This window comes from Pantoea sp. MQR6, from assembly GCF_022761075.1.
GTDB lineage: Bacteria > Pseudomonadota > Gammaproteobacteria > Enterobacterales > Enterobacteriaceae > Pantoea > Pantoea phytostimulans.
In genome coordinates this window covers 468552-492521 of the sequence record NZ_JAKYXB010000003.1, presented here as the reverse complement: position 1 = coordinate 492521, position 23970 = coordinate 468552, and the positions used below count along the sequence as shown (strand labels likewise).

Genomic DNA, 23970 nt, shown 5'->3' with positions numbered 1-23970 from the left:
TCTGAACGGGCGCATAACTGCGCCCACTCAATTTAGTTCTTTTTAACAAACTCTGATTTCAGTTTCATTGGTCCGAACCCGTCGATTTTACAATCGATGTTATGGTCGCCTTCAACCAACCGAATTCCTTTCACTTTGGTGCCGATTTTAAGCGGCGCAGAGCTGCCTTTTACTTTTAAATCCTTGATCACAGTAACGCTATCACCATCAGCAAGAAGATTTCCGTTGGCATCTCGCACCACTAATTCATCATTACTGCTTTGGTCTTCAGTTTGACTCCATACGTGTCCGCACGAAGGGCAGTTGAGATTATCACCGTCCTGCCAAGTGTAATCGGCGTGACAAAGGGGGCAAGCGGGTAAAGACATAACAACTCCTGAAAACATTAAGGCAATAAAGATGAAATTAATGGCGCGCCATCATATAACCTTACGGTTACTAAGGACAGCCTTTACAACATCGAACCCTGCCGTGCTTTACTTACCGCTTCACCTAATTGCCATACTGCCATTGCATAATGTGTGCTGTGGTTATAACGCGTGATGACGTAAAAATTAGGCAAACCATACCAATATTGATAGCTTGTCCCTAAGTCAAGTCGCAGCAAGCTGACTTGATTATTGCCATTCAGCGATCCTTGTGGGGAAAGGCCGGAGGCGGCAAGCATGCTCACGCTGTAACTGGTTTTGAAACCGTCCTGAAGTAGAGGTGCCTGACCACTTGCCGGAACAGCAATGTTTTCGCCACTCCGCCAGCCATGCTGCTGGAAGTAATGCGCCACGCTACCAATCGCATCAACCGGATCCCAGAGATTGGCATGCCCATCGCCATTAAAATCAACCGCATATTGCTTATAAGATGATGGCATGAACTGACCATATCCCATTGCACCGGCAAAAGATCCGCGTAAATCTAACGGATCATCTTGTTCATTACGCGCCATCAGTAAAAAGGTCTCAAGCTCGCTGCTGAAGTAAGCTGCTCGACGCGGATAATTAAATGACAGCGTTGCTAAGGCATCCAAAATGCGCGTTTTTCCCATCACCCGGCCCCAGCGTGTCTCTACGCCAATAATACCGACAATGATCTCTGGGGGCACACCATAAACCTGCTGCGCCCGCTGTAACGCATCTTGATATTGATCCCAAAACGCGACGCCATTTTGAACGTTATCCGGCGTTATGAATTTATTCCGATAACGAATCCATGCGCCGTTTGGTCCACTCGGTGGCGTATAGGAAGGGGCTTGACGATCCATAAGGCGCAAAACATAGTCCAGTCGCTTAGCCTGACCAATTACCGCATGAAGCTGTTGGCGGTCAAAACCATGTTTATCCACCATTTGGTTGATGAACTGCTCTGCTGCAGGATTGCCGGCAAAGTCACCAAACATGGGTTGAACCGCATGGGAAGGCTCAAGTAAAAATCCGCCTTTAGGCGCTTTTTCAACGGCCATTTCCTGTGGTGTTTGGGGCTTACTGCTACAGGCAGCAAGCAGAGCGATAAGCGGTAGATAAGCAACCTTAAAACGCATTCGACATCCATAAGCAGACTCAAAAGGAACCGTCATGGTAATCGTTAGAACCAGCGACATACAGGCCAAATCGCTAAAAAAAGCGGATTTTCTATCATCTTTACGTATCACATGACGCTTTTGTGAGACATCTCGGCACGTTGTATATCTATATCAAAAAAGCGTTTTCCCACGTAACGCCCTTTGTTAAGTTCTTCGCTGAAAAGGGATGTCAGATGAAGCGCTGGCGTGAATAGTGGTAACATTCACAATTTGCACTCGACCAACCGGTTGTTGCACACATCCCCATAGAAACACTTTTTTCAAGCGTGGCGGGAAAGAGGAAGAGGCAACTTTGAGTAAAAATGAGATGAAAGGAGCAGAGCAAATGGACTTCAGCACCCATACGCCAATGATGCAGCAATATCTACGCCTCAAGGCTGAGCATCCCGACATCCTGCTGTTTTATCGCATGGGCGATTTCTATGAGCTGTTTTTCGACGATGCAAAACGCGCTTCGCAACTGCTGGAAATCTCATTAACCAAACGTGGCGCTTCAGCAGGTGAACCCATTCCTATGGCTGGCGTGCCCTACCATGCCGTAGAAAACTATCTTGCAAAATTGGTGCAATTGGGTGAATCAGTCGCTATTTGTGAACAGATTGGCGATCCCGCTTTAAGTAAAGGACCCGTTGAACGCAAAGTAGTCCGTATTGTGACGCCGGGTACGATCAGTGACGAAGCGCTATTACAGGAACGTCACGATAATTTGTTGGCCGCTATTGTGCAGAGCGCGCGAGGCTATGGTTTCGCTACGCTGGACATCAGTTCAGGTCGTTTTCGCCTGAGCGAACCCGCTGACCTGGAAACGATGGCTGCGGAGTTACAACGCACAAATCCGGCTGAACTGCTCTACCCTGAAGATTTCCAGGCAATGTCTTTGATTGAGCAACGTCGTGGCTTGCGTCGTCGCCCATTATGGGAATTTGAAATTGATACCGCCCGTCAGCAGCTCAATATGCAATTCGGTACGCGCGATCTCAGCGGTTTCGGTGTTGAGCAGGCCCATTTAGGTTTACGCGCTGCCGGATGCTTGTTGCAGTATGTCAAAGATACACAACGTACCACCCTGCCCCATATTCGTTCGCTTAGCATGGAACGACAACAAGATAGCGTCATCATGGATGCTGCTACGCGTCGCAATTTAGAAATTACGCAGAATCTAGCGGGTGGCACAGAAAACACCTTGGCTGCGGTGTTAGACAAAACCGTTACGCCAATGGGTAGCCGCATGCTAAAGCGCTGGCTACATATGCCACTACGCGATGCTCGGATTATTAATCAACGTCAGGAATCTATCGCTGAATTGCAGGATCTCTGTGAATCCCTGCAGCCTGTATTACGTCAGGTTGGCGATTTGGAGCGTATTTTAGCCCGTCTGGCTTTGCGCACAGCACGCCCACGCGACTTGGCACGTATGCGCCATGCATTTCAACAACTGCCTGAACTTAACGTTCTGTTAGGTAACGTAGAAACTACGCAGTTAAACACGCTACGTGAGCAAATGGGTGAATTTACCGCGCTACGAGAATTGCTCGAGCAAGCGGTCATTGAATCACCACCGGTGTTGATTAGAGACGGTGGCGTCATAGCACCTGGTTATAACGCTGAGCTCGACGAGTGGCGAGCACTGGCTGATGGCGCTACCGACTATCTCGACAAGCTAGAGATTCGTGAGCGAGAAAAGCTTGGGCTGGACACATTGAAAGTAGGATTCAATGCCGTTCACGGTTATTACATTCAGGTCAGTCGCGGGCAAAGCCACCAAGTGCCAATGCACTACGTACGCCGCCAAACGCTCAAAAATGCTGAGCGCTACATTATTCCCGAACTGAAAGAGTACGAAGACAAAGTCCTCACGTCAAAAGGCAAAGCGCTAGCATTGGAAAAAGGGCTATATGAAGCTTTGTTTGACCAGTTACTGCCCCACCTTGAAGCGCTGCAGCTCAGTGCTTCCGCATTAGCCGAACTGGATGTGCTCAGTAATCTGGCCGAACGCGCCTGGACGCTGAATTACTGTCGCCCAACGTTACAAGATAAGCCGGGAATTAAAATTACAGGCGGACGACATCCAGTGGTTGAGCAGGTGCTGAAAGAACCTTTTATCGCTAACCCACTCTCTTTAGCACCGCAGCGCCGTATGTTGATCATTACCGGACCCAATATGGGCGGTAAAAGTACCTATATGCGCCAGGCTGCACTTATTGCGTTGATGGCCTGGATTGGTAGCTTCGTACCCGCTGAAGAGACTGTAATCGGTCCGTTAGATCGTATTTTTACGCGCGTAGGTGCAGCAGATGATCTCGCCTCGGGCCGATCAACCTTCATGGTGGAAATGACCGAAACGGCTAATATCTTGCACAATGCCACCGAACACAGTTTGGTTCTGATGGATGAAATCGGGCGAGGTACTTCAACCTATGATGGCTTATCACTTGCATGGGCTTGTGCCGAAAATCTGGCAAACAGAATCAAAGCCATGACGCTGTTTGCAACCCATTATTTCGAGCTAACAACGTTGCCAGAAAAAATGGAAGGCGTCGTCAATGTGCATCTTGATGCAGTGGAGCACGGCGATACGATTGCATTTATGCACAGTGTTCAGGAAGGCGCGGCAAGCAAGAGTTACGGCCTTGCTGTGGCTGCGCTGGCAGGCGTTCCTAAAGAAGTGATTAAACGTGCAAGAAACAAACTAAAAGAGTTAGAAACGACATCGACACTAACGGCATCATCAACAGTTGATGGCTCTCAGCTCCCATTATTAGTTGAGGAAACCTCCCCAGCGGTAGAAGCACTTGAAGCACTTGATCCTGATACGCTGACACCGCGTCAGGCACTTGATTGGATTTATCGTCTGAAATCGTTGGTTTAATTTTTCCCGCACACGAGCATTATCGTGTGCGGGTACTTGTTATTCCGGGTTCTTTCTCTGGTGGATTTACTGCTTTTCTCAAATTCTGTCGTGACACTATTAACACGCATTAAACGACGCTTTATCCACCATCAACGACTAAATTTTGCCCAATGATGTGTCTGCTTCCGAACTGCGGGGATATAAAACCGCGCTGACTATTTATTCAGGTAAAGCAAAACGATTTGCGGGATTTTTAACTTCATTTGCTCGGCACGCCAGTAACGCTGACTACGTTCCGTTTCAATGTTTTTTGGCGAAATCGCATGGGCGGTAATACCGAACGGCCCAAGTTCAGTAGCCATTTCACGTATGAAAAAATCATCCCCGCCTTATTGGTGTAATAAGCCGTATGTTCGCTCAAAGCAATCATGCTCGCCTGAGGGACAATGTAACGATTCTACCGAAACCGCATGCTTTCAGCTTACTGACGCGACGCTGTACAAGGAAAAAACAGGAAGGTTTTATGCTGCCATGTGAAATATGAGCATAAAAAAAGCGGTGATTAACATCACCGCTTTTCGCATTAAAACAGTACTAATTATTCATGAAACCGTTATTCACGAAAAAGTGCTTCAATGTTGAGGCCCTGCGCCTGCAGGATTTCACGCAGACGGCGTAAACCTTCAACCTGAATCTGACGTACACGCTCACGGGTTAAGCCGATCTCACGGCCTACATCCTCAAGCGTTGCCGCTTCATAGCCCAACAGGCCGAAACGACGCGCCAACACTTCACGCTGCTTGGCGTTCAGTTCGAACAACCATTTGACGATGCTTTGCTTCATATCGTCATCTTGCGTGGTATCTTCTGGACCGTTGTCTTTTTCATCGGCCAGAATGTCCAGCAGCGCTTTTTCAGAATCTCCGCCCAGTGGCGTATCAACTGATGTAATGCGTTCATTGAGACGCAACATACGGCTTACGTCATCAACAGGTTTATCCAGTTGCTCCGCAATTTCTTCCGCACTTGGCTCATGATCAAGCTTGTGGGAAAGTTCACGCGCGGTGCGCAGGTAAACATTCAGTTCTTTAACAATGTGAATCGGCAGACGAATCGTACGGGTTTGGTTCATGATTGCCCGTTCAATGGTCTGACGAATCCACCAAGTGGCGTATGTTGAGAAACGGAACCCACGTTCTGGGTCAAACTTCTCTACGGCACGAATCAGGCCAAGATTACCCTCTTCAATCAGGTCCAGCAAAGCCAATCCACGATTGCTATAACGGCGGGCAATCTTTACCACCAGGCGCAAGTTACTTTCGATCATGCGGCGACGAGAAGCAATGTCACCTCGTAATGCACGGCGGGCGAAGAAAACTTCCTCCTCAGCCGTTAACAAAGGAGAATAGCCAATCTCCCCGAGATAGAGCTGCGTCGCATCTAAAACGCGCTGCGTCGCACCTTGTGACAATAACTCTTCTTCCGCTACGTCATTATCACTAGGTTCGTTTTCAACGAGAGCTTTCTCATCAAAAACCTCAGCTCCGTTCTCCTCGAATTCCGCATTCTCATGTAACTCGTTTACTTTCAGCGTATTCTGGCTCATAAGCGGCTCCTACCCGTGATTCCAAGGCAGAACACCATAGGTTCTGCCGGATTATCGCTGCGGTAAATAACGCAACGGGTTTACGGATTTCCCCTTGTAACGAATTTCAAAATGTAATCTTACTGAACTGGTACCGGTGCTACCCATGGTAGCGATCTTTTGCCCCGCCTTAACTTCCTGTTGTTCCCGGACCAGCATTGTATCGTTGTGGGCGTAGGCACTCAGGTAATCATCATTGTGTTTGATGATGATTAAATTACCGTAACCCCGGAGAGCGTTACCTGCGTAAACCACCCTTCCCGATGCGGTGGCGACAACAGATTGTCCGCGCGATCCAGCGATATCGATACCTTTATTGCCACCTTCCGCAGCAGAGAAGTTATCGATAATCTTCCCATCAGTCGGCCAACGCCAGCTTCCCACCGGCGTTGAACTGTTGGTCGTACTACTGACCGTGGGTGGTGCGGTAACGGCAGGAGCTGTTGTCGTTGCAACATTTGCTCCTTTCGATGGCAGAAGTTTACTGCCGCTCGAATTACCCGAATCATCAGAATACGTAATAACAGGTTGCTGTGCAACAGCGGCAGATTTAATTTGTGGCGATGTTGGGACGCCCCCCTGCGTTGCATCGGCGACGGTAATGGCATTGCCGCCCGTGATCGGCTGACCAGAGGCATCACCGATCTGCAAAGTCTGCCCTACATTCAGGCCATACGGGGCTGAAACGTTGTTACGTTGGGCTAAATCGCGGAAATCGTTACCGGTAATCCAGGCAATGTAAAACAGTGTATCACCGCGTTTAACGGTGTAAGTTTCACCTGAATAGCTACCTTTCGGAATGTTCTGATAACTGCGATTGTAAACAATTCGCCCATTTTGCGTCTGTACAGCGTTATCTGCGCTAATCATTCCACTATTGCTTTGTTGGGAAGCTGTATTATTGCTTAACATTCCTCCCTGACTTGGCATTGCGGGTACACCGCCAGAAGGGGTGTTTGGCTGATCAGAAGCCGTGTTCATACCGCCGCCATCACCAATTTGGCTAATGGGTGCTTGTGAGTTATCGCCTGAGCTACAGCCCGCCAGCCAAAAACCTACCAGTGAAAGCGCCGCCAAACGGCGTAATTGAAAAATAGTGCTTCCCGTGCTCATTGATCCCCCGTGATGGCAACCCTGCTGTACCTGTCCTACTCTACTCGCCAGCACAATACTCTGTGCGGCGCGTTAAAATCTGATTTTTCATTGATGAAAAGGGATAGTAACAAGATCAAGTACGTGGTGCTATGAAACAGTTGTGAAGAAATACGTAGCAGAGGCCTTAAGCTAAATCGCCCTGAACTAAAGGAACAAACCGGACCGGTTCAATTATCTCTTCAACAAATTCCTCTCCCTTACGACGCAGGCGTTTCAGCACTTGCTGATCCTCGCCGACCGGGAGCACCATAATGCCGCCATCTGCTAATTGCGCCATCAGCGCAATCGGAATTTCGGGTGGGGCAGCCGTCACTATGATGGCGTCATAGGGGCCACGTGATGGCCAGCCTTGCCAACCATCGCCGTGACGTGTGGAGACGTTGTGCAGATCAAGTTGCTTTAAGCGGCGTTTGGCCTGCCATTGCAGACCTTTAATGCGCTCGACCGAATAAACATGATCGACGAGATGAGCGAGAATTGCAGTTTGATAGCCAGAGCCAGTGCCAATTTCCAGCACGCGAGAGTGCGGCTGTAGCTCAAGCAGCGCAGTCATGCGTGCTACCATGTAAGGCTGAGAAATGGTTTGTCCTGAGCCAATCGGCAGTGCCACGTTATCCCAGGCTTTGTGTTCAAACGCTTCGTCGATGAATCGCTCACGCGGCACATCAGCAATGGCTTTGAGTAGGCATTCATCGTCAATGCCCTGCTGACGAAGTTGTGTCAACAACGTTTCGATGCGCCGGTTCACCATGCCAGATTTACCTCAGCGTTAACCAGCCAGTCAGAAAGAATATCCTGAGCCGCGTGTGCGGTAAGATCAACATGTAATGCAGTGACAGAGACGTAACCTTGATCCACCGCCGCGAAATCTGTATCAGGGCCTGCATCTAATTTTTTCCCCGGCGGTCCAATCCAGTAGAGCGTATTACCCCGCGGATCTTGCTGAGGAATAACCTGATCGGCCGGATGACGACTGCCACAACGCGTCACACGAATACCTTTGATCTGATCAAGCGGTAAATCGGGTACGTTGATATTGAGGATGCGGCCGGTCCGCAGCGGCTCACGCGTTAATGCTTTGAGCAGCGAGCAGGTTACCGCAGCGGCAGTGTCATAATGCTGATGACCATCCAGTGAAACCGCCAATGCTGGCAGTCCCAAATGTCGCCCTTCCATTGCCGCCGCGACAGTGCCGGAATAAATCACATCATCACCGAGATTAGGACCCGCATTAATACCCGAAACTACAATCTCAGGACGCGGTTGCATTAATGCGTTTACGCCAAGAAATACGCAATCCGTTGGCGTTCCCATTTGCACCGCAATATCCCCATTTTCATGGGTAAAGGTGCGCAGCGGCGTTTCCAGCGTCAGGGAGTTTGATGCACCACTGCGATTACGATCGGGTGCGACGACCTGAACGTCGGCAAATTCCCGTAATGCCCTGGCAAGCGTTTGAATGCCCGGCGCATGAATTCCGTCATCGTTGCTGAGGAGTATCCGCATTTCACCCTGACCTTTTTTGATTCAATCCAACCTCGCGGGCAGACAAGCAGAGATGCCTGTCAGCGAAAAAAGCCCATGTGGGGGTCTTTGCATTCTAGCGGCGGGAGAGGGGAAGTGGTAGACGTAAATAGTCCCATAACAGCGCTTTGCCGCAACATTACCCGATGAACGAACAATGTTACGGCAATCACCAAAGACGTTTAGCAGGACTTATGCGGCAAGCTGGCAACATAAAAACACCCAACACAATGCGGTAGGTCGCTCTTACGTTCAGCAATCGGCTAACTTTATTCGTCCAGGTTGGTGTTGTCAGCCGTATTGTTCAACAGCTCGCGTACCACGCTGGTGGCAAAGCTTCCGGCAGGAAGCCAGAACTGCATTTCCAGCGTTACGTCATCCCACCACGCCCAGCGCAGGTCGCGTGGCACCACTAACATTGCGCGACGGCCCGCATCAACGCGTTCACGATCGAGCAGAGAAATCAGCATCGATGAGTCCGCCAACGCTTGCTGCTCAAAGGCTAACGCTTCTGCTTGCGGACCCGGTTCACCGCGTCCTGGCATTGGCGCGGTAACGCGCAATTCATGCTGATCAACGCGCGCCTGCAATGCTTCAAGTTCGTCTGCCTGGGCGACAAACCAACTGCCGCGCCCGGCTAGCTGCAGTGCGTCGCCAGTCAATACATGGCTCAATCCGCCCTGCTGTTGCATGCGGGCGCTAGTGACCTGATTGAACAGCGCACTGCGAGCAGCAGAAAGAATCAGGCTGCGCTTATTACGATCGCGTAAGCGGATTTCATCGCGCGCCCATTGCTGCGCTATCGTCAGGTTATTACCGTTGTGACCAAAGCGCTGTTCGCCAAAATAGTTAGGCACGCCGGCATCGCGGATTAAAGCCAGCCGATGTTCAACCGCTTCGCGCTGGCTGACCTGACGGATCACAAGACGAAATGCATTACCCGCCAGCGCACCAATACGCAGTTTGCGCTTATGGCGCACAACCTGAAGAATTTCAACGCCTTCAAGCTCAAAGCCACGCAAGTCGGGCATGGCATTACCTGGCAGGCGGAAACAGAGCGTTTGTTCGGTAACAGCATGGCGATCTTTCATGCCCGCATAGCTCAGATCGCGCAGATGAATACCAAGATATTTCGCCAGAGCCTCGGCAACAAAGCGGGTATTCGCGCCTGTTTTACGAATACGCACCAGCAGATGCTCACCTTCACCGTCTGGGCTATAACCGAGATCTTCCACCACCACAAAATCTTCTGGGTTGGCTTTAATCACACCGGTTGCGGTTGGCGTGCCGTGTAAATAGTGCATCGTCATGCGGGCTCCGCTTTCAGCAGCAGCGCCACCGCTTCACACGCGATGCCTTCACCGCGTCCAGTAAAACCCAGTTTTTCAGTGGTGGTAGCTTTTACGTTAACCTGATCCATATGACACCCCAGATCTTCGGCAATATTTACCCGCATCTGCGGCACGTGCGGCAGCATTTTCGGCGCTTGGGCGATGAGAGTGACGTCAACATTGCCTATCTGATAACCCTTGGCCGCAATGCGACGCCAGGCCTCACGTAGCAAACCACGACTGTCAGCGCCTTTGAATGCTGGATCGGTGTCAGGGAATAGCTTACCAATATCACCCATTGCTACCGCGCCTAACAGCGCGTCGGTTAACGCATGCAGCGCCACGTCGCCATCGGAATGGGCAATAAAACCGTGCTCAAACGGAATTCGCACGCCGCCAATCACCAGCGGACCTTCTCCACCAAAAGCGTGAACGTCAAAACCGTGACCGATACGCATCATGCGCTCTCCTTTAATTGAATCTGACTGAGATAAAAAGCTGCCAGCGCCAGATCTTCTGGCCGGGTAACTTTGATGTTATCACTGCGTCCACTGACCAATACCGGATGATAGCCGCAATATTCCAGCGCCGAGGCTTCATCAGTAATGTTGGCATTTTCATTCAAAGCCCGCGTCAGGCAAGCGGTCAGCAGCGCGTGAGGAAAGTATTGTGGGGTTAATGCATGCCAGAGGTCTTCGCGTTCCACGGTATGAGCAATGGCTACTTTACCGGGTTCGCCACGCTTCATGGTGTCGCGCACCGGTGCGGCCAGAATGCCGCCAACACGGCTTTGCTCACGAATTTGCAACAGACGCGAAAGGTCATCCAGGTGCAAACATGGACGCGCCGCATCGTGCACCAGCACCCAACTCGCGCCCTGCGCAGCCTCTAATCCTGCCAGCACCGACTCAGCACGCGTCTCTCCGCCCACCACGCGAATAACGCGTGGATCACTTGCCAGCGGCAGCGAAGCAAAGTGTTGGTCATCCGGGCTTACTGCAATGATGACCTGCTTGATAGCAGGATGCGAAAACAGGCGTGCAATGCTGTGTTCCAGAAGGGTGTGCTGACCAATCGTCAGATACTGCTTAGGACAAGTCGCCTGCATGCGGCTGCCGATACCGGCCGCCGGCACCACGGCAATCACATCCGCAAAAGAGGACACAGTGTTCATGTTTTATCGTTGTTGGTTTTGCGCAGCTTGCGCGTTACGTTTGTTCTGATCAGGAACCAGACGAAAGAAGGTTTCACCGGGTTTAATCATGCCCAACTCATTACGTGCGCGTTCTTCGATCGCTTCGGAGCCACCATTGAGATCGTCAATTTCGGCGAACAGCTGATCGTTACGCGACTTAAGTTTGGCGTTATTCGCCTGTTGAACCGCGACGTCATCATCAACGCGCGTATAATCATGGACACCGTTTTTCCCCAGCCACAATGAGTATTGCAGCCAGCCTAACAGCACCAATAGCAGTAACGTCAGTTTTCCCATCCCGCCCCCTAAAAACGGCCCAATCATCCCATAACTTTGCGCAGGACTCCACAACAGCAACGAAAATGGTCCGCTTTGCTGCATGTGTGTACAAAAGTGACGTCAAAGAAGTGAAATTAGCGGGTAAAGTTTTGTAACCAGCCGATGCGTTTGCACATCAACGTAATCACCAGCCGGAGAGGAAAGTGAACAATAGCCAGAACAGGCAGATAACAGAAATGACGGTAGCAAGTAAGGTCCACAGCAATTGACCCCGTAGCAACATGCTATACACGATCCCCATAATCACCGATACCGGCAGCAGCGCGAGAAAGAATGGCCAAGTATAGAGAAAGAAGAATAGCGTGTTGGAACCGTAGAGCAGGAAAGGGATTGCCAGCGCGCACCAGTAAGAAAGGAAGCCGATAATACCGCCTGGCAGTGACGAGCGAGGCTCATCATCAGGGCGTTCATCTTTGCGAGCCAACATAGGGGTAATATTCTGCATAAAAATCCTGGTGACCGAATGCGGCAAATCACAGGCGATTTGCCGCTCTCTTTTCAGGATCTGATGATATCGCGGTCACGCAGCAGGTCTAACAATTGGGCGGCGAGTTTTGTAACCAATTGTTCGCCATCAAGCTGAATTTCTGGCTGTTCTGGCGCTTCATATACGCTATCAATGCCAGTGAAGTTACGTAACTCACCGGCACGCGCTTTTTTGTACAATCCTTTCGGATCGCGCGATTCGCATACTGACAAAGGCGTATCAACAAACACTTCAACAAACTGACCTTTATCTAACAGATCGCGCACCATTTGCCGCTCGGCACGGTGGGGTGAAATAAAGGCAGTTAACACCACTAAACCCGCATCGACCATCAGCTTCGCCACTTCGCCAACCCGACGAATATTCTCTTTGCGGTCGTCATCACTAAAACCGAGATCGCGACACAAGCCGTGACGCACATTATCGCCATCGAGCAGATAAGTGCTGACACCAATACGATGCAGCGCCTGCTCAAGTGCCCCTGCCACGGTGGATTTTCCCGAGCCCGAAAGCCCGGTAAACCACAGCACCACGCCTTGATGGCCGTGCTGCTGTTCTCGCGATTCACGCGTTACCGGATGATCGTGCCACACCACGTTATCATCGTGTTGCGCCATTATTGACCACCCAACAGATCGCGGGCGTTCCAGTGTGGGAAATGACGGCGCACCAGCGCATTCAGTTCCAGCTCAAACGCACTGAACTCGCCAGTCGCGCGTGGCGCATCGACTTGCGGTTCATGGATCATGCCTGCGCCCACAGTGACGTTGCTGAGGCGATCGATAAAGATCATCCCGCCTGTCACCGGATTCTGCTGATACTTATCCAGTACCATCGGCTCATCAAACGTCATCTCAACTAAACCAATACCGTTCAGCGGCAGGCGGTCGACATCGCGTTTTTCCAACGAGTTGATCTCAACCTGATGAATCACTTTTTCTACGCGACCGCGCGCTTTCTTACCGGCGATTTTAATGTCGTAACTTTGGCCAGCCTGCAGCGGCTGTTCAGCCATCCACACCACGTCAATAGTGGCGGCTTGCACTACATTTAGTTCAGCGCTGGCATCCACCAGCAGATCGCCACGGCTGATATCAATTTCATTTTCCAACACCAACGTGATCGCTTCACCCGCGCCCGCTTCTTGCAGATCGCCATCAAAAGTCACAATGCGCGAGATGTTCGACTCAACGCCAGACGGCAGCACTTTTACACGCTGGCCCACTTTCACCACGCCAGACGCCAGCGTACCGGCGTAGCCGCGGAAATCCAGGTTGGGGCGATTAACATACTGCACCGGGAAACGCATCGGTTGATGATCGACCACGCGATTTAGCTCAACCGTTTCCAGCACGTCCAGCAGCGTGGGCCCGCTGTACCACGGCATGGTTTGGCTCGGTGACGCAACGTTATCCCCTTCCAGCGCCGACATCGGTACAAAACGGATATCCAAATCTTCCGGCAGCTGCGCGGCAAAATCGAGGTAATCCTGTTTGATCTGCTCGAATACCTCTTGCTTGTATTCCACCAAATCCATTTTATTGATCGCCACTACCAGATGTTTAATCCCCAGCAGCGTAGAAATAAAGCTGTGACGGCGGGTTTGATCCAGCACGCCTTTACGCGCATCGATCAACAAAATTGCCAAATCACAGGTTGAGGCGCCGGTTGCCATATTACGCGTGTACTGTTCGTGTCCAGGCGTGTCGGCAATGATGAACTTGCGCTTTTCCGTAGAGAAATAGCGATAGGCTACGTCAATGGTGATGCCTTGCTCACGCTCAGCTTGCAGGCCATCCACTAGCAGCGCAAGGTCGAGTTTTTCGCCTTGGGTGCCGTGACGTTTGCTGTCATTGTGCAGCGATGAAAGCTGATCTTCGTAAATCTGTCGCGTGTCATGCAGCAGGCGGCCAATCAGCGTACTTTTACCGTCATCAACGCTGCCGCAGGTCAGAAAACGCAGCAGGCTTTTATGTTGTTGTGTGGTCAGCCAGGCTTCAACGCCGCCCTGGTCGGCAATTTGTTGTGCAATTACAGTATTCATCTGGCGTCTCCTTAGAAATAACCCTGACGTTTTTTCAGTTCCATCGAACCGGATTGATCGCGGTCAATCATGCGGCCCTGACGCTCGCTGGTAGTAGAAACCAACATCTCTTCGATGATCTCCGGCAGCGTTTGCGCTTGCGATTCAACAGCACCGGTCAGCGGCCAGCAACCAAGAGTACGGAAACGCACCATGCGCTGCTTGATCACTTCGCCAGGTTGCAGGTCAATACGATCGTCATCCACCATCATCAACATACCGTCGCGTTCCAACACCGGACGCGGCGCGGCCAAATACAACGGAACAATGTCGATGTTTTCCAGAAAGATGTACTGCCAGATATCCAGCTCGGTCCAGTTCGACAGGGGGAAGACTCGAATGCTTTCGCCTTTGTTGATCTGGCCGTTGTAGTTGTGCCACAGCTCAGGACGCTGATTTTTCGGGTCCCAGCGATGGAAGCGGTCGCGGAAGGAGTAGATACGCTCTTTAGCACGCGACTTCTCTTCGTCACGACGAGCGCCACCGAAGGCCGCATCAAAGCCGTACTTATTCAGCGCCTGCTTTAAGCCTTCGGTTTTCATGATATCGGTATGCTTTGCGCTGCCGTGAACAAAGGGGTTGATGCCCATTGCCACGCCTTCCGGGTTACGGTGAACCAGTAATTCAGCACCCATCGCTTTCACGGTACGATCGCGGAACGCGTACATTTCCTGAAATTTCCAGCCGGTATCCACGTGCAACAGCGGGAACGGCAGCGTGCCCGGAAAGAACGCTTTGCGTGCCAGATGCAGCATCACTGAAGAGTCTTTACCGATGGAATACATCATCACCGGATTGCCGAACTCCGCCGCAACTTCGCGAATGATATGGATACTCTCTGCCTCTAACTGACGCAGATGAGTGAGTCGTTTTTGGTCCATCGTTTTTCCTCTCAAGCCAGATTGACAACGGCGGACTCGCGAGTCCCCTGCTGTGCTGAATGTTGAAACCAGGCGAGCTGCCCGTGCAAATTGACCACTTCTCCAATCACTAACAGTGCCGGAGTGGGCGCAGATGCAGCCAGCGCCTCAAGCTGTTCTAAGGTACCGGTCAGCACCTGTTGATCTTGTCGCGTGCCGCGGCTGATGACCGCGACCGGCGTAGACGCGGCGCGCCCATGCTGAATCAACCCTTCGCTGATTTCAGCAGCCTTCACCGTGCCCATATAAATTGCCAATGTCTGACGCGCACGCGCCAAAGATGGCCAGTCGATGCCATCACCATCGGGACGGCAATGCCCGGTGATAAACAGCACGCTCTGCGCATAATCGCGGTGCGTTAACGGAATGCCTGCATAGGCTGTCGCGCCTGCCGCCGCAGTAATGCCAGGCACCACCTGAAACGGAATGCCTGCCTGCTGCGCCGCCTGTAACTCTTCGCCGCCCCGACCAAAAATAAACGGGTCGCCGCCTTTCAGGCGCACCACGCGCTTGCCTTGCAGCGCCAGTTTGACCAGCATCTGATTGGTCTCTTCCTGCGGCACCGAATGCGCACCCGCGCGCTTGCCAACACAGATACGATCGGCATCACGGCGAACCAGTTCCAGCACTTCATCGCTGACCAGATGGTCATAAAGCACGACATCTGCCAACTGCATCACCTGCAAGCCGCGTAAGGTCAACAGACCGCTGTCGCCAGGCCCCGCGCCGACCAGAATAATTTCGCCCTGCTGATTCGGCTCGTCGTTGAGTTCACGATCAAGCGTCAGCTTCGCTTCATTCACATTACCTGCTGCCATTTGGCTGGCGAACAAACCGTTAAAAGCGCGCTCCCAGAAACGACGGCGATCGGACATCCGCGTAAAGCGCTGTTTCACTTTATCCCGCCACTGTCCCGCAACCTCTGCCATTTGGCCTAAGTTAGCGGGCAATAATGCTTCGAGTTTTTCACGGAGCATACGCGCCAGCACTGGCGCGGTGCCGCTGGACGAGATCGCTACCACCAGCGGTGAGCGATCAACGATAGAAGGAAAAATAAAGCTGCACTTCGGTTGGTCATCGACCACATTGACCAGTTTTTGCCGTGCATTAGCCGTTTCGAATACCTGTGCATTTAGCGTATTGTCGTCAGTTGCCGCGATCACCAGAAACACGCCATCGAGCTGGGCGGGATCAAAATGCGTCGCCAGCCATTCCAGCTCTTGCATTTCCAACAGTTCATGAAGCTCGGGGCAAAGTTCGCGAGCAGCAATCTGCACGCGCGCACCCGCGCGACGAAGCAGTTCAATTTTCCGCGCCGCGATATCTCCACCGCCGACAACCAAAACCGGGCGGCCTTTGAGATCGGCAAAAAGAGGCAAATAATCCACGTTAACCTTAGTGTTGTAACTTTGCGTTAACGCGACTATACGTCCCGGTGTTAATCCAGATGAAATTACGAATTGGAATGAGTAGTTACTGAATGGAATAACGAATGCGAAAAGCTCAGAACAAAATGTGCTTAGCAAATGATCTTACTGGGCTTTCAGAGCGATTGAAATTGTGTAATCGGGGTCACAGTTTCATACTAAGCACAGAAAATTTTCGCTAATTTCTGTCATGAGATGAATTACAAGGAACGCCGTATGTTTGCCTCTTTCCGCCTGACCGCGCTCACTGCGCTGCTCTGTTGCGGTTTTATTTTTTCTGCCCAGGCTGCGACTGACGCGCCGGGTCAGTTTGCTGAACAGCAAGTCCGTCATATTGCCACCTATTTCCCCGGTCGCATGAGCGGCAGTCCGGCCGAATTAATGGCCGCCGATTATTTAAAACAGCAGTTCACCTCGCTGGGTTTTCAGACTAATACTCGTCAGTTCAATACGGGTTACGACTGGCACGACGCTGACGGGAAAGCGCGTTGGCATAAACTCACCGCAACCTCGGTGATTGCGGCCCGTACAGGCAGCGAGCCGCAGGAAATTTTAATCGTCGCCCACCTTGATACATGGACACCACAAAACAGCAGCCAGGCGAATCAAAATATGGGCGGCCTGCGCCTGCAAGGTGTAGACGACAACGCTTCAGGTTTAGGCGTCATGCTGGAACTGGCGGAAAAGCTAAGCAAAAAACCCCTGCATTATGGTGTGCGTTTTGTGGCGCTTAGCGCTGGTGAAGTTGGTCTGCACGGCATGGATGATTACGTTGCGCGCATGAGCAATAAAGAGAAGAAAAATACGCTGCTGGTTATCGACCTTAATAGCCTGATAACCGGTGATCACCTTTATTTCAACAGCGGCCTGAATACACCACGCGCGGTGCGCAAGCAAACCAGCGAGCGAGCACTTTATCTGGCGCGTGAATTTGGTATTTCGGCAGCGAGTCATCAGTTAAACCGTAAAGATTACCCCGGCATCAATGCATTCGATAAAGCGGGCTTTCCGCTAATGGATGTTACCGCCAGCAACTGGGCATTAGGGGCTAAAGATGGTACTCAGCAGCGCAGCCGCACACACCACTTCCCAGACGGCACCACACGCCATCAGACCGAGCGTGATAATCTGGCTTATCTGGACCGCTGGTTACCGGGCCGCATTACTCTGCGCACCCGAGACAGCGTAAAAGTACTGCTGCCGCTGCTCAGCGAACTCACCAATCCCAAAGTATGAGGATCTGATATGTACGTGGTTTATCTGACCTATTTTCGCCCGGTAGAAGAAGTAGAAGCGTTGCTTGAGCCGCATATTCAGTGGCTGGATCGCTATTTTGATGCTGACGTCTTTATTGCAGCCGGAAGAAAAGATCCGCGTACCGGTGGCATGGTACTCGTTAAGGATATCGATCGTGCCCGACTGGATACTATCCTGGCGGAGGATCCGTTTGTCGCGGTGGCGAATTATGACGTCACAAAGATCAATGTAACGCGCGCAGCAGAGGCATTTGCTGCGTTAAAAGGGATTTAAGTTAAGGCGCTGGCTGTGGATTTTTGGATCTGTGCTGGCTTTCCCCCATCCCTGCCTTCCGCTGCTTGCGGGGGAAGGAGACGCTGCCACATGCCGCTTCATCACTAACATATGGCAGCATCGTCCTCCGCCATTTATGGGGAGGAGCGAGGAGGGAAGCAAATGACTATTAGCCTTCGTGCAATCCGCACTCACGCTTTAAACCAAAGAAACGCGTCTCTTCCTCAGCCATGCCGGGTTCCCACTTGCGCGTGGTATGCGTATCGCCAATCGAAAGATAACCCTGATCCCACAGCGGATGATATTTAAGATTATTATCCTGCAAATATTGATGAATCTGTCGGTTATCCCAGTCGATGATCGGCAGCACTTTGAACACGCCGCGCTGCACGCCCAGCACGGGAAGATTCGCTCGGCTGCCTGACTGATCGCGACGCAGACCTGCAAACCAGGTTTGCGCGCCCAGCGTATCCAGACCGCGATTCATCGGCTCAACTTTGTTGATCTCGTTGTACTTCTCAATTCCTTCAACACCCTGCTCCCACAGCTTGCCGTAACGCGCTTCCTGCCAGGCAGGCGAAGTCTCTGCGCGAAACACTTTCAGGTTCAGGTTGAGCTGGTCAGCCAGCTCATCAATAAAACGATACGTTTCCGGGAACAGATAACCGGTGTCGGTCAGGATAACCGGTATATCCGGCTGTTGACGCGTAACTAAGTGCAGCGACACCGCCGCCTGAATACCGAAGCTGGATGAGAGCACGTAAGCGCCCGGTAAATTCTCCAGCGCCCAACTCACGCGCTCTTCAGCAGAAGATTTTTCCAGCTGAGCGTTGGTTGCGGCCAGCGCCATTGAGCGCTGTACCTTGGACATCTCATTCAGTGCTGCGAGGTCTAACTGACTCATTTTGCCTCCTGATCCCAAAAATCACGTGCTGGGTCCACTACCGGCGTCACAATCCCGGCGCGGATAACGAAGTCGCCAAAACCTTCTTCGCCCTGACGCTCTTTCGCCCAGCGTCCAACCAGCTCATCGATACTGCCAAGGATTTCGCCCTCAGTAATATTTTCGCGATACATACGCGGGATGCGCGTACCTATGCGATTACCGCCGATGTGCAGGTTATAACGGCCTGGCGCTTTGCCCACTAAGCCGATTTCAGCCAGCATGGCACGGCCACAACCGTTGGGACAACCGGTAACGCGTAACACTATGTGCTCTTGGCCAACACCGTGTCCGTGCATGATCTCTTCGACTTTAGTGACGAAAGAAGGCAGGAAACGTTCAGCCTCAGCCATCGCCAGCGGACAGGTCGGGAAAGCCACGCAGGCCATGGAGTTTTCACGCTGTGGCGTGACGTTTTCCATTAAGCCATGTGCACGGGCAATCGCTTCGATCGCTGCTTTTTCGCTTTCCGGCACACCTGCCACAATCAGGTTTTGGTTCGCGGTCAAACGGAAATCGCCCACGTGTACTTTGGCAATTTCGGCGATGCCACTTTTCAGCGGACGGCCTGGATAATCGAGCAGACGGCCGTTTTCAATAAACAGCGTTAGATGCCATTTGTTGTCGATGCCTTTGATCCAGCCAATACGATCGCCGCGTGTAGTGAATTCGTAAGGACGAATCGGTTCGAAAGTTAAACCGGCACGCTTTTCCACTTCCGCTTTAAAAGTCTCAACACCAACGCGTTCCAGGGTGTATTTGGTTTTCGCATTTTTGCGATCGGTACGATTACCCCAGTCACGCTGGGTCGTTACCACCGCTTCCGCCACGTCGAGAATCTTCTCAACCGGCAGATAACCAAACTCACTGGCGGTGCGCGCGTAAGTGGCTTTGTTACCGTGCTCAATCGACAAACCGCCGCCGACCAGCAGGTTGAAACCAATCAGTTTGCCTTTCTCTGCCACAGCAACAAAGTTCAGATCGTTGGCATGCAGATCCACATCGTTATTCGGCGGGATCACCACAGTGGTTTTGAATTTACGCGGCAAGTAAGTTTCACCGAGGATCGGCTCTTCGTCGGTGGTCGCCACTTTTTCCTGATCCCACCAGATCTCCGCATAAGCGCGGGTACGTGGCAGCAAATGCTCAGAAAGTTTCTTCGCCCATTCGTACGCTTCCTGATGCAGCTCCGATTCAACCGGGTTTGAAGTGCAAAGCACGTTACGGTTCACATCGTTAGCGGTTGCCAGCGCATCAAGACCCACTTCATGCAGCATCTGATGCGTCGGCTTAACATTTTTCTTCAGGATGCCGTGAAACTGAAAAGTCTGACGGTTGGTTAAACGGATGCTGCCGTAAAGGGTTTTATCGGTGGCAAACTTATCGATAGCCAGCCACTGCGACGGCGTAATGATGCCGCCAGGCAAACGGCAGCGCAGCATCATAGCGTGACGCGCTTCCAGCTTTTGCTCAGCACGTTCGGCACGAATATCGCGGTCATCCTGCTGGTACATGCCGTGAAAACGGATCAGCAGAAAGTTGTCGCCAGTAAAACCGCCGGTCAGGCCATTGTCGAGATCGTCGAGGATGGTGCCACGCAGATAATTACTCTGCTTTTTCAGACGCTCGGCGTCCGCTAATTTGCCTTCGACAACCAGCGGTCCAGGGTGTTTTTCGCTCATTAGTAAACGTCTCGCTGATAACGGCGCTCAATGCGCAGCTCACTTAAAAATTCGTCGGCCGTTTCACGATCCATTCCACCGTGTTCGACCACCACATCCAGCAATGCCTGCTCGACGTCTTTTGCCATTCGGTTAGCGTCGCCGCAGACATAAAGGTGCGCGCCCTCTTCAATCCAGCGCCACACTTCCGCCCCTTTGGCGCGGATTTTATCTTGTACGTAAATCTTTTCCGCCTGATCGCGTGACCATGCCAGATCGATATTGGTCAACAGGCCATCTTTCACATATTTCTGCCATTCAACCTGATACAGGAAGTCTTCGGTAAAATGGGGATTACCAAAGAACAGCCAGTTCTTACCCGAAGCATCTTCATTCTCACGCTGCTGCATAAAGGCGCGGAACGGTGCAATACCGGTACCTGGCCCAATCATGATCACCGGCGCATCCGGGTTGGCTGGCAGACGGAAGTTATCGTTGTGTTCGATAAAGACGCGAATCTCGCCATCTTCTTCAATGCGATCAGCAAGCCAGGTTGAAGCTCCGCCGCCACGCTGGCGCTCTTCGATATCGAAGCGCACTGCACTGACGGTGATATGCACTTCCGTCTCTGTTTCGGCCTGTGAAGAGGCAATTGAGTAAAGGCGCGGCGTCAGCGGACGCAGCAGCGTAGTTAGCTGCTCGGCACTCAGCTCAGCCGGTGCCAAACGAATCATGTCGACAATTGGATAACACTGCGCGTATTTCTGCAGTTTAGCTTTGTCATCCACCAGCGACAGCAGCTCTTCGTTGCGCGACAGCGCCGCGTACTGCGCCACAATCTGCGCGGTGTTCACTGTCAGTTCGAAATGTTTTTGTAATGCTTCTGCCAGTGGCAAAGATTTCCCGTTAACGTCAACCGGTTCATCGCCTTTCAGCCACACCAGCTCAAGCAGTTCCTTAACCAATTCCGCATCGTTTTCAAACCATACGCCAAGCGCATCGCCCGGCTGATAGCGCAAGCCAGAATCACCCAGATCAATTTCAATGTGGCGAACGTCTTTGTCAGAATCACGGCCCGTGATTTTCTGGTTTACCGCAAAGCTGGCGGTAAGCGGCGCTTCTTTAGTATAGGGACTGCTGGAAACTTCATTTACGCTGCCTGCGGCTGTGGCAGCAGCTTGCGCTGGCGACTCAGTAGGGACACGTTTTTTCAGAATTTCTGTCAACGCGCTGCGCCAGGCCGTGGCCTGATCTGCGTATTCAACATCAGCATCTACGCGATCCAGCAGCCGCTCCGCACCCAGCTCCGCCAGGCGGCTATCAAAATCTTTACCGGCCTGGCTAAAGAATTCGTAAGAGGTATCACCCAGACCAAACACCGCAAATACGGTACCGTCCATTTTCGGGGCTTTTTTCGACATCAGGAATTTATGCAACGCCACCGCTTCTTCTGGCGGCTCGCCTTCACCTTGAGTCGACGTCACGACCACCAACAGTTTTTCCTGACCGATCTGCTTGAATTTATAATCGCCCGCGTTCACAAGGTTGACGTTCAGTTTGGCAGCCAGCAAGTCGTCACGCAGTTGCTCCGCCAGTCGGCGTGCATTACCGGTTTGCGAGGCTGAAAGCAGTGTAATAGCTGGAATTTCAGCCTGCACAGGCGCCGCGCTGACGGCTACGCTGCCAGGCGTTTGATTGACCATTCCCCAGAAATAACCTGAGAGCCATGCCATTTGGGTAGTGGAAAAATCCGTCGTCGCCGCTTGTAAGCGAGCGAGTTGCTCCGGCGAAAGTGGGAGCATTGAACCTGGTGCCTGAGTCGTCATCGCGTTAAAAATTCCAGTATCAGAAGTCCGAACCGTAAAATGGCGGAAGAGTGGGTAGGTTACCGGGCCGTATATTAACGATTAAATACGCCTTCGACATAATAAATAACCAAAATGACTAAGTGGTTTTTCAGGTAAAGATAATCGGCAAAAGTGGTAAAAAAAGCGCTTATTTATCAGGCTATTAAACAAGCAGATGCAGAGAGAATTGAGCGAAAAAAGCGGCTTTGCGCTTTGCGGGTGCGAAAAATCTGCCTTTCAGGTAGAATTCAGCGGTTTTTAAAGTCTGAGAACCCTTATGTCTACCACGCTATTTAAAGAATTCCAGTTCGAAGCTGCACATCACTTACCGAATGTGCCTGAAGGACACAAATGCGGCCGTTTACATGGTCATTCCTTCCTGGTTCGTCTGGAAATTACCGGTGAAGTGGATGCGCATACCGGCTGGGTAATGGATTTTGCCGAACTTAAAGCGGCGTTTAAGCCGATCTACGATCGCCTTGATCACTACAATCTCAATGATATTCCCGGTCTGGAAAATCCTACCAGTGAAGTGCTGGCAAAATGGATTTGGGATCAAATGAAGCCGCGCTTGCCGCTGCTGAGTGCGGTGATGATCAAAGAGACCTGTACCGCAGGCTGCGTCTACCGCGGCTGATAAACGCTTTGCCTTTCACACTGCAGGTGCGCTAACCGCATTAATCGCGAGTTCGATAGGTTCTACTCGATTTACCGCCCGGTTGCCGCTTTCCTGCAGTTTGAAACGTCTGATCTCTGATTAAATGACTGCCTTCATCTTACTGTCATCTTTGCCCTCTACGTTGTGGTCTCTTTCATTAAAGATCAAGAGAATCAACGATGAATCTGGTAAAACGCCTTTCAATTATTGCTCTGCTTGTTTCAACCTCTGCCGCCGTCCAGGCGGAAAACGTGCTTCATTTCCCGCAGCCTGACAATGTACCGGAAGAGTTTTTCGCGGTAACCGAAATCCCGGCGGGTGGAATAATCAAATATGAAACCGATGCGAAAACCGGTTTTATTGTTGCCGATCGTTTTCAGTCGATGCCTGTTGCCTATCCCGCCAATTACGGTTCGCTGACGCAATCATTGGGCGGCGATAACGATCCACTGGATGTAATCTTTTACACTCGCGCGCCCTTGCAGCCAGGCACGTTGATCAAACTGCGTCCGATTGGTGTGTTGAAGATGATCGACGGTGGCGAAGAAGACGATAAAATCGTTGCGGTACCTGCCAGCAAAATCGATCCCACTTATGATGAGATCCAATCGCTAAGCGATCTGCCGAAGGTTGAAGTGCAGCGTTTAGAAGCGTTTTTCCGCGTCTATAAGCAGTTGCCGGATGGCCGCAAGAAAGTGGAGTTAAATGGTTTTCAAGATGCCGCAGCGGCGAAAACCGAGATTAAGAAAGCGTATGACGCCTGGAAGGCAAAACAGTAACGGTCAGGGCGGCGCATTG

The 23970-nt window shown here is 51.6% G+C and carries 24 protein-coding genes; 5 read left to right on the top strand and 19 right to left on the bottom strand.

What is annotated here, in order from left to right; translation table 11 throughout:
- Window positions 1-32: 32 nt before the first annotated feature.
- Together MUG06_RS15095 and mltB are read right to left on the bottom strand one after the other, a co-directional pair.
- Window positions 33-368, bottom strand: coding sequence for a zinc ribbon domain-containing protein YjdM (locus tag MUG06_RS15095; protein WP_215845773.1), 336 nt, complete (start codon window positions 366-368; stop codon window positions 33-35).
- An 83-nt stretch (window positions 369-451) separates the two neighbouring features.
- Window positions 452-1534, bottom strand: coding sequence for a lytic murein transglycosylase B (gene mltB / locus MUG06_RS15090; RefSeq protein WP_215845772.1), 1083 nt, complete (start codon window positions 1532-1534; stop codon window positions 452-454).
- 367 nt (window positions 1535-1901) lie between these two features.
- Between mltB and mutS the strand changes: the two genes are divergently transcribed.
- Window positions 1902-4445, top strand: a complete 2544-nt coding sequence (gene mutS, locus MUG06_RS15085; RefSeq protein WP_243079079.1) for a DNA mismatch repair protein MutS — start codon at window positions 1902-1904, stop codon at window positions 4443-4445.
- Window positions 4446-4642: 197 nt separating this feature from the next.
- Here the strand turns inward: mutS and MUG06_RS15080 are convergent, their stop codons facing one another.
- From MUG06_RS15080 to cysG, 14 genes are all read right to left on the bottom strand, one after another.
- Complete coding sequence (locus MUG06_RS15080; RefSeq protein WP_243079078.1) at window positions 4643-4789, bottom strand: hypothetical protein; 147 nt, start codon at window positions 4787-4789, stop codon at window positions 4643-4645.
- Window positions 4790-5040: 251 nt separating this feature from the next.
- Complete coding sequence (gene rpoS, locus MUG06_RS15075; RefSeq protein ID WP_215845769.1) at window positions 5041-6033, bottom strand: RNA polymerase sigma factor RpoS; 993 nt, start codon at window positions 6031-6033, stop codon at window positions 5041-5043.
- Between the two features lie 51 nt (window positions 6034-6084).
- Complete coding sequence (gene nlpD / locus MUG06_RS15070; RefSeq protein WP_243079077.1) at window positions 6085-7185, bottom strand: murein hydrolase activator NlpD; 1101 nt, start codon at window positions 7183-7185, stop codon at window positions 6085-6087.
- Window positions 7186-7351: 166 nt separating this feature from the next.
- The gene (locus MUG06_RS15065) at window positions 7352-7978 is read right to left on the bottom strand and encodes a protein-L-isoaspartate(D-aspartate) O-methyltransferase (protein ID WP_215845768.1); all 627 of its coding nucleotides are present in this window, start codon (window positions 7976-7978) and stop codon (window positions 7352-7354) included.
- Window positions 7972-8733 (bottom strand): 5'/3'-nucleotidase SurE, encoded by a 762-nt coding sequence (gene surE, locus MUG06_RS15060; protein ID WP_243079076.1) that lies wholly within the window; start codon window positions 8731-8733, stop codon window positions 7972-7974. The genes MUG06_RS15065 and surE overlap by 7 nt, the downstream gene beginning before the upstream one ends.
- Window positions 8734-9020: 287 nt before the next feature.
- Window positions 9021-10061, bottom strand: a complete 1041-nt coding sequence (gene truD / locus MUG06_RS15055) for a tRNA pseudouridine(13) synthase TruD (protein WP_243079075.1) — start codon at window positions 10059-10061, stop codon at window positions 9021-9023.
- A complete protein-coding gene (gene ispF, locus MUG06_RS15050) occupies window positions 10058-10540 on the bottom strand; it encodes a 2-C-methyl-D-erythritol 2,4-cyclodiphosphate synthase (protein WP_279234025.1) in 483 nt (160 codons plus the stop codon). Before ispF ends, truD begins: the two co-directional genes overlap by 4 nt.
- The gene (ispD, locus tag MUG06_RS15045) at window positions 10540-11256 is read right to left on the bottom strand and encodes a 2-C-methyl-D-erythritol 4-phosphate cytidylyltransferase (protein WP_215845765.1); all 717 of its coding nucleotides are present in this window, start codon (window positions 11254-11256) and stop codon (window positions 10540-10542) included. The genes ispF and ispD overlap by 1 nt, the downstream gene beginning before the upstream one ends.
- Window positions 11257-11259: 3 nt before the next feature.
- Complete coding sequence (gene ftsB, locus MUG06_RS15040) at window positions 11260-11574, bottom strand: cell division protein FtsB (protein ID WP_215845764.1); 315 nt, start codon at window positions 11572-11574, stop codon at window positions 11260-11262.
- A gap of 166 nt (window positions 11575-11740) precedes the next feature.
- Window positions 11741-12061, bottom strand: coding sequence for a DUF3561 family protein (locus tag MUG06_RS15035; RefSeq protein ID WP_215845763.1), 321 nt, complete (start codon window positions 12059-12061; stop codon window positions 11741-11743).
- Between the two features lie 53 nt (window positions 12062-12114).
- Window positions 12115-12720: an adenylyl-sulfate kinase gene (cysC, locus tag MUG06_RS15030; protein WP_243079073.1), complete on the bottom strand. Its 606-nt coding sequence runs from the start codon at window positions 12718-12720 to the stop codon at window positions 12115-12117.
- Entirely contained in the window at window positions 12720-14147 is a 1428-nt protein-coding gene (gene cysN, locus MUG06_RS15025; protein ID WP_243079072.1) for a sulfate adenylyltransferase subunit CysN, read from the bottom strand. Before cysN ends, cysC begins: the two co-directional genes overlap by 1 nt.
- An 11-nt stretch (window positions 14148-14158) precedes the next feature.
- Window positions 14159-15067: a sulfate adenylyltransferase subunit CysD gene (cysD, locus tag MUG06_RS15020; RefSeq protein WP_243079071.1), complete on the bottom strand. Its 909-nt coding sequence runs from the start codon at window positions 15065-15067 to the stop codon at window positions 14159-14161.
- 11 nt (window positions 15068-15078) lie between these two features.
- Complete coding sequence (gene cysG, locus MUG06_RS15015; RefSeq protein ID WP_243079070.1) at window positions 15079-16494, bottom strand: siroheme synthase CysG; 1416 nt, start codon at window positions 16492-16494, stop codon at window positions 15079-15081.
- A 255-nt stretch (window positions 16495-16749) separates the two neighbouring features.
- On the opposite strand from cysG, the gene MUG06_RS15010 reads away from it, so the two are divergent.
- Entirely contained in the window at window positions 16750-17769 is a 1020-nt protein-coding gene (locus MUG06_RS15010) for an aminopeptidase (RefSeq protein WP_215845759.1), read from the top strand.
- A gap of 9 nt (window positions 17770-17778) precedes the next feature.
- A complete protein-coding gene (locus MUG06_RS15005; protein ID WP_243079069.1) occupies window positions 17779-18063 on the top strand; it encodes a YciI family protein in 285 nt (94 codons plus the stop codon).
- A gap of 169 nt (window positions 18064-18232) precedes the next feature.
- Here MUG06_RS15005 and cysH read toward each other — a convergent pair whose 3' ends face one another.
- Genes cysH through cysJ form a run of 3 tightly spaced genes read right to left on the bottom strand, consistent with a single transcriptional unit; the run spans window position 18233 to window position 22493 of the window.
- Window positions 18233-18967 (bottom strand): phosphoadenosine phosphosulfate reductase, encoded by a 735-nt coding sequence (gene cysH / locus MUG06_RS15000; RefSeq protein ID WP_243079068.1) that lies wholly within the window; start codon window positions 18965-18967, stop codon window positions 18233-18235.
- Window positions 18964-20688, bottom strand: coding sequence for an assimilatory sulfite reductase (NADPH) hemoprotein subunit (gene cysI / locus MUG06_RS14995; RefSeq protein WP_215845756.1), 1725 nt, complete (start codon window positions 20686-20688; stop codon window positions 18964-18966). The genes cysH and cysI overlap by 4 nt, the downstream gene beginning before the upstream one ends.
- Window positions 20688-22493, bottom strand: coding sequence for an NADPH-dependent assimilatory sulfite reductase flavoprotein subunit (cysJ, locus tag MUG06_RS14990; RefSeq protein WP_215845755.1), 1806 nt, complete (start codon window positions 22491-22493; stop codon window positions 20688-20690). Before cysJ ends, cysI begins: the two co-directional genes overlap by 1 nt.
- Window positions 22494-22791: 298 nt before the next feature.
- Between cysJ and queD the strand changes: the two genes are divergently transcribed.
- A complete protein-coding gene (gene queD / locus MUG06_RS14985) occupies window positions 22792-23151 on the top strand; it encodes a 6-carboxytetrahydropterin synthase QueD (protein WP_215845754.1) in 360 nt (119 codons plus the stop codon).
- Between the two features lie 200 nt (window positions 23152-23351).
- Window positions 23352-23951: an inorganic diphosphatase gene (locus tag MUG06_RS14980; RefSeq protein WP_243079067.1), complete on the top strand. Its 600-nt coding sequence runs from the start codon at window positions 23352-23354 to the stop codon at window positions 23949-23951.
- Window positions 23952-23970: the final 19 nt, after the last annotated feature.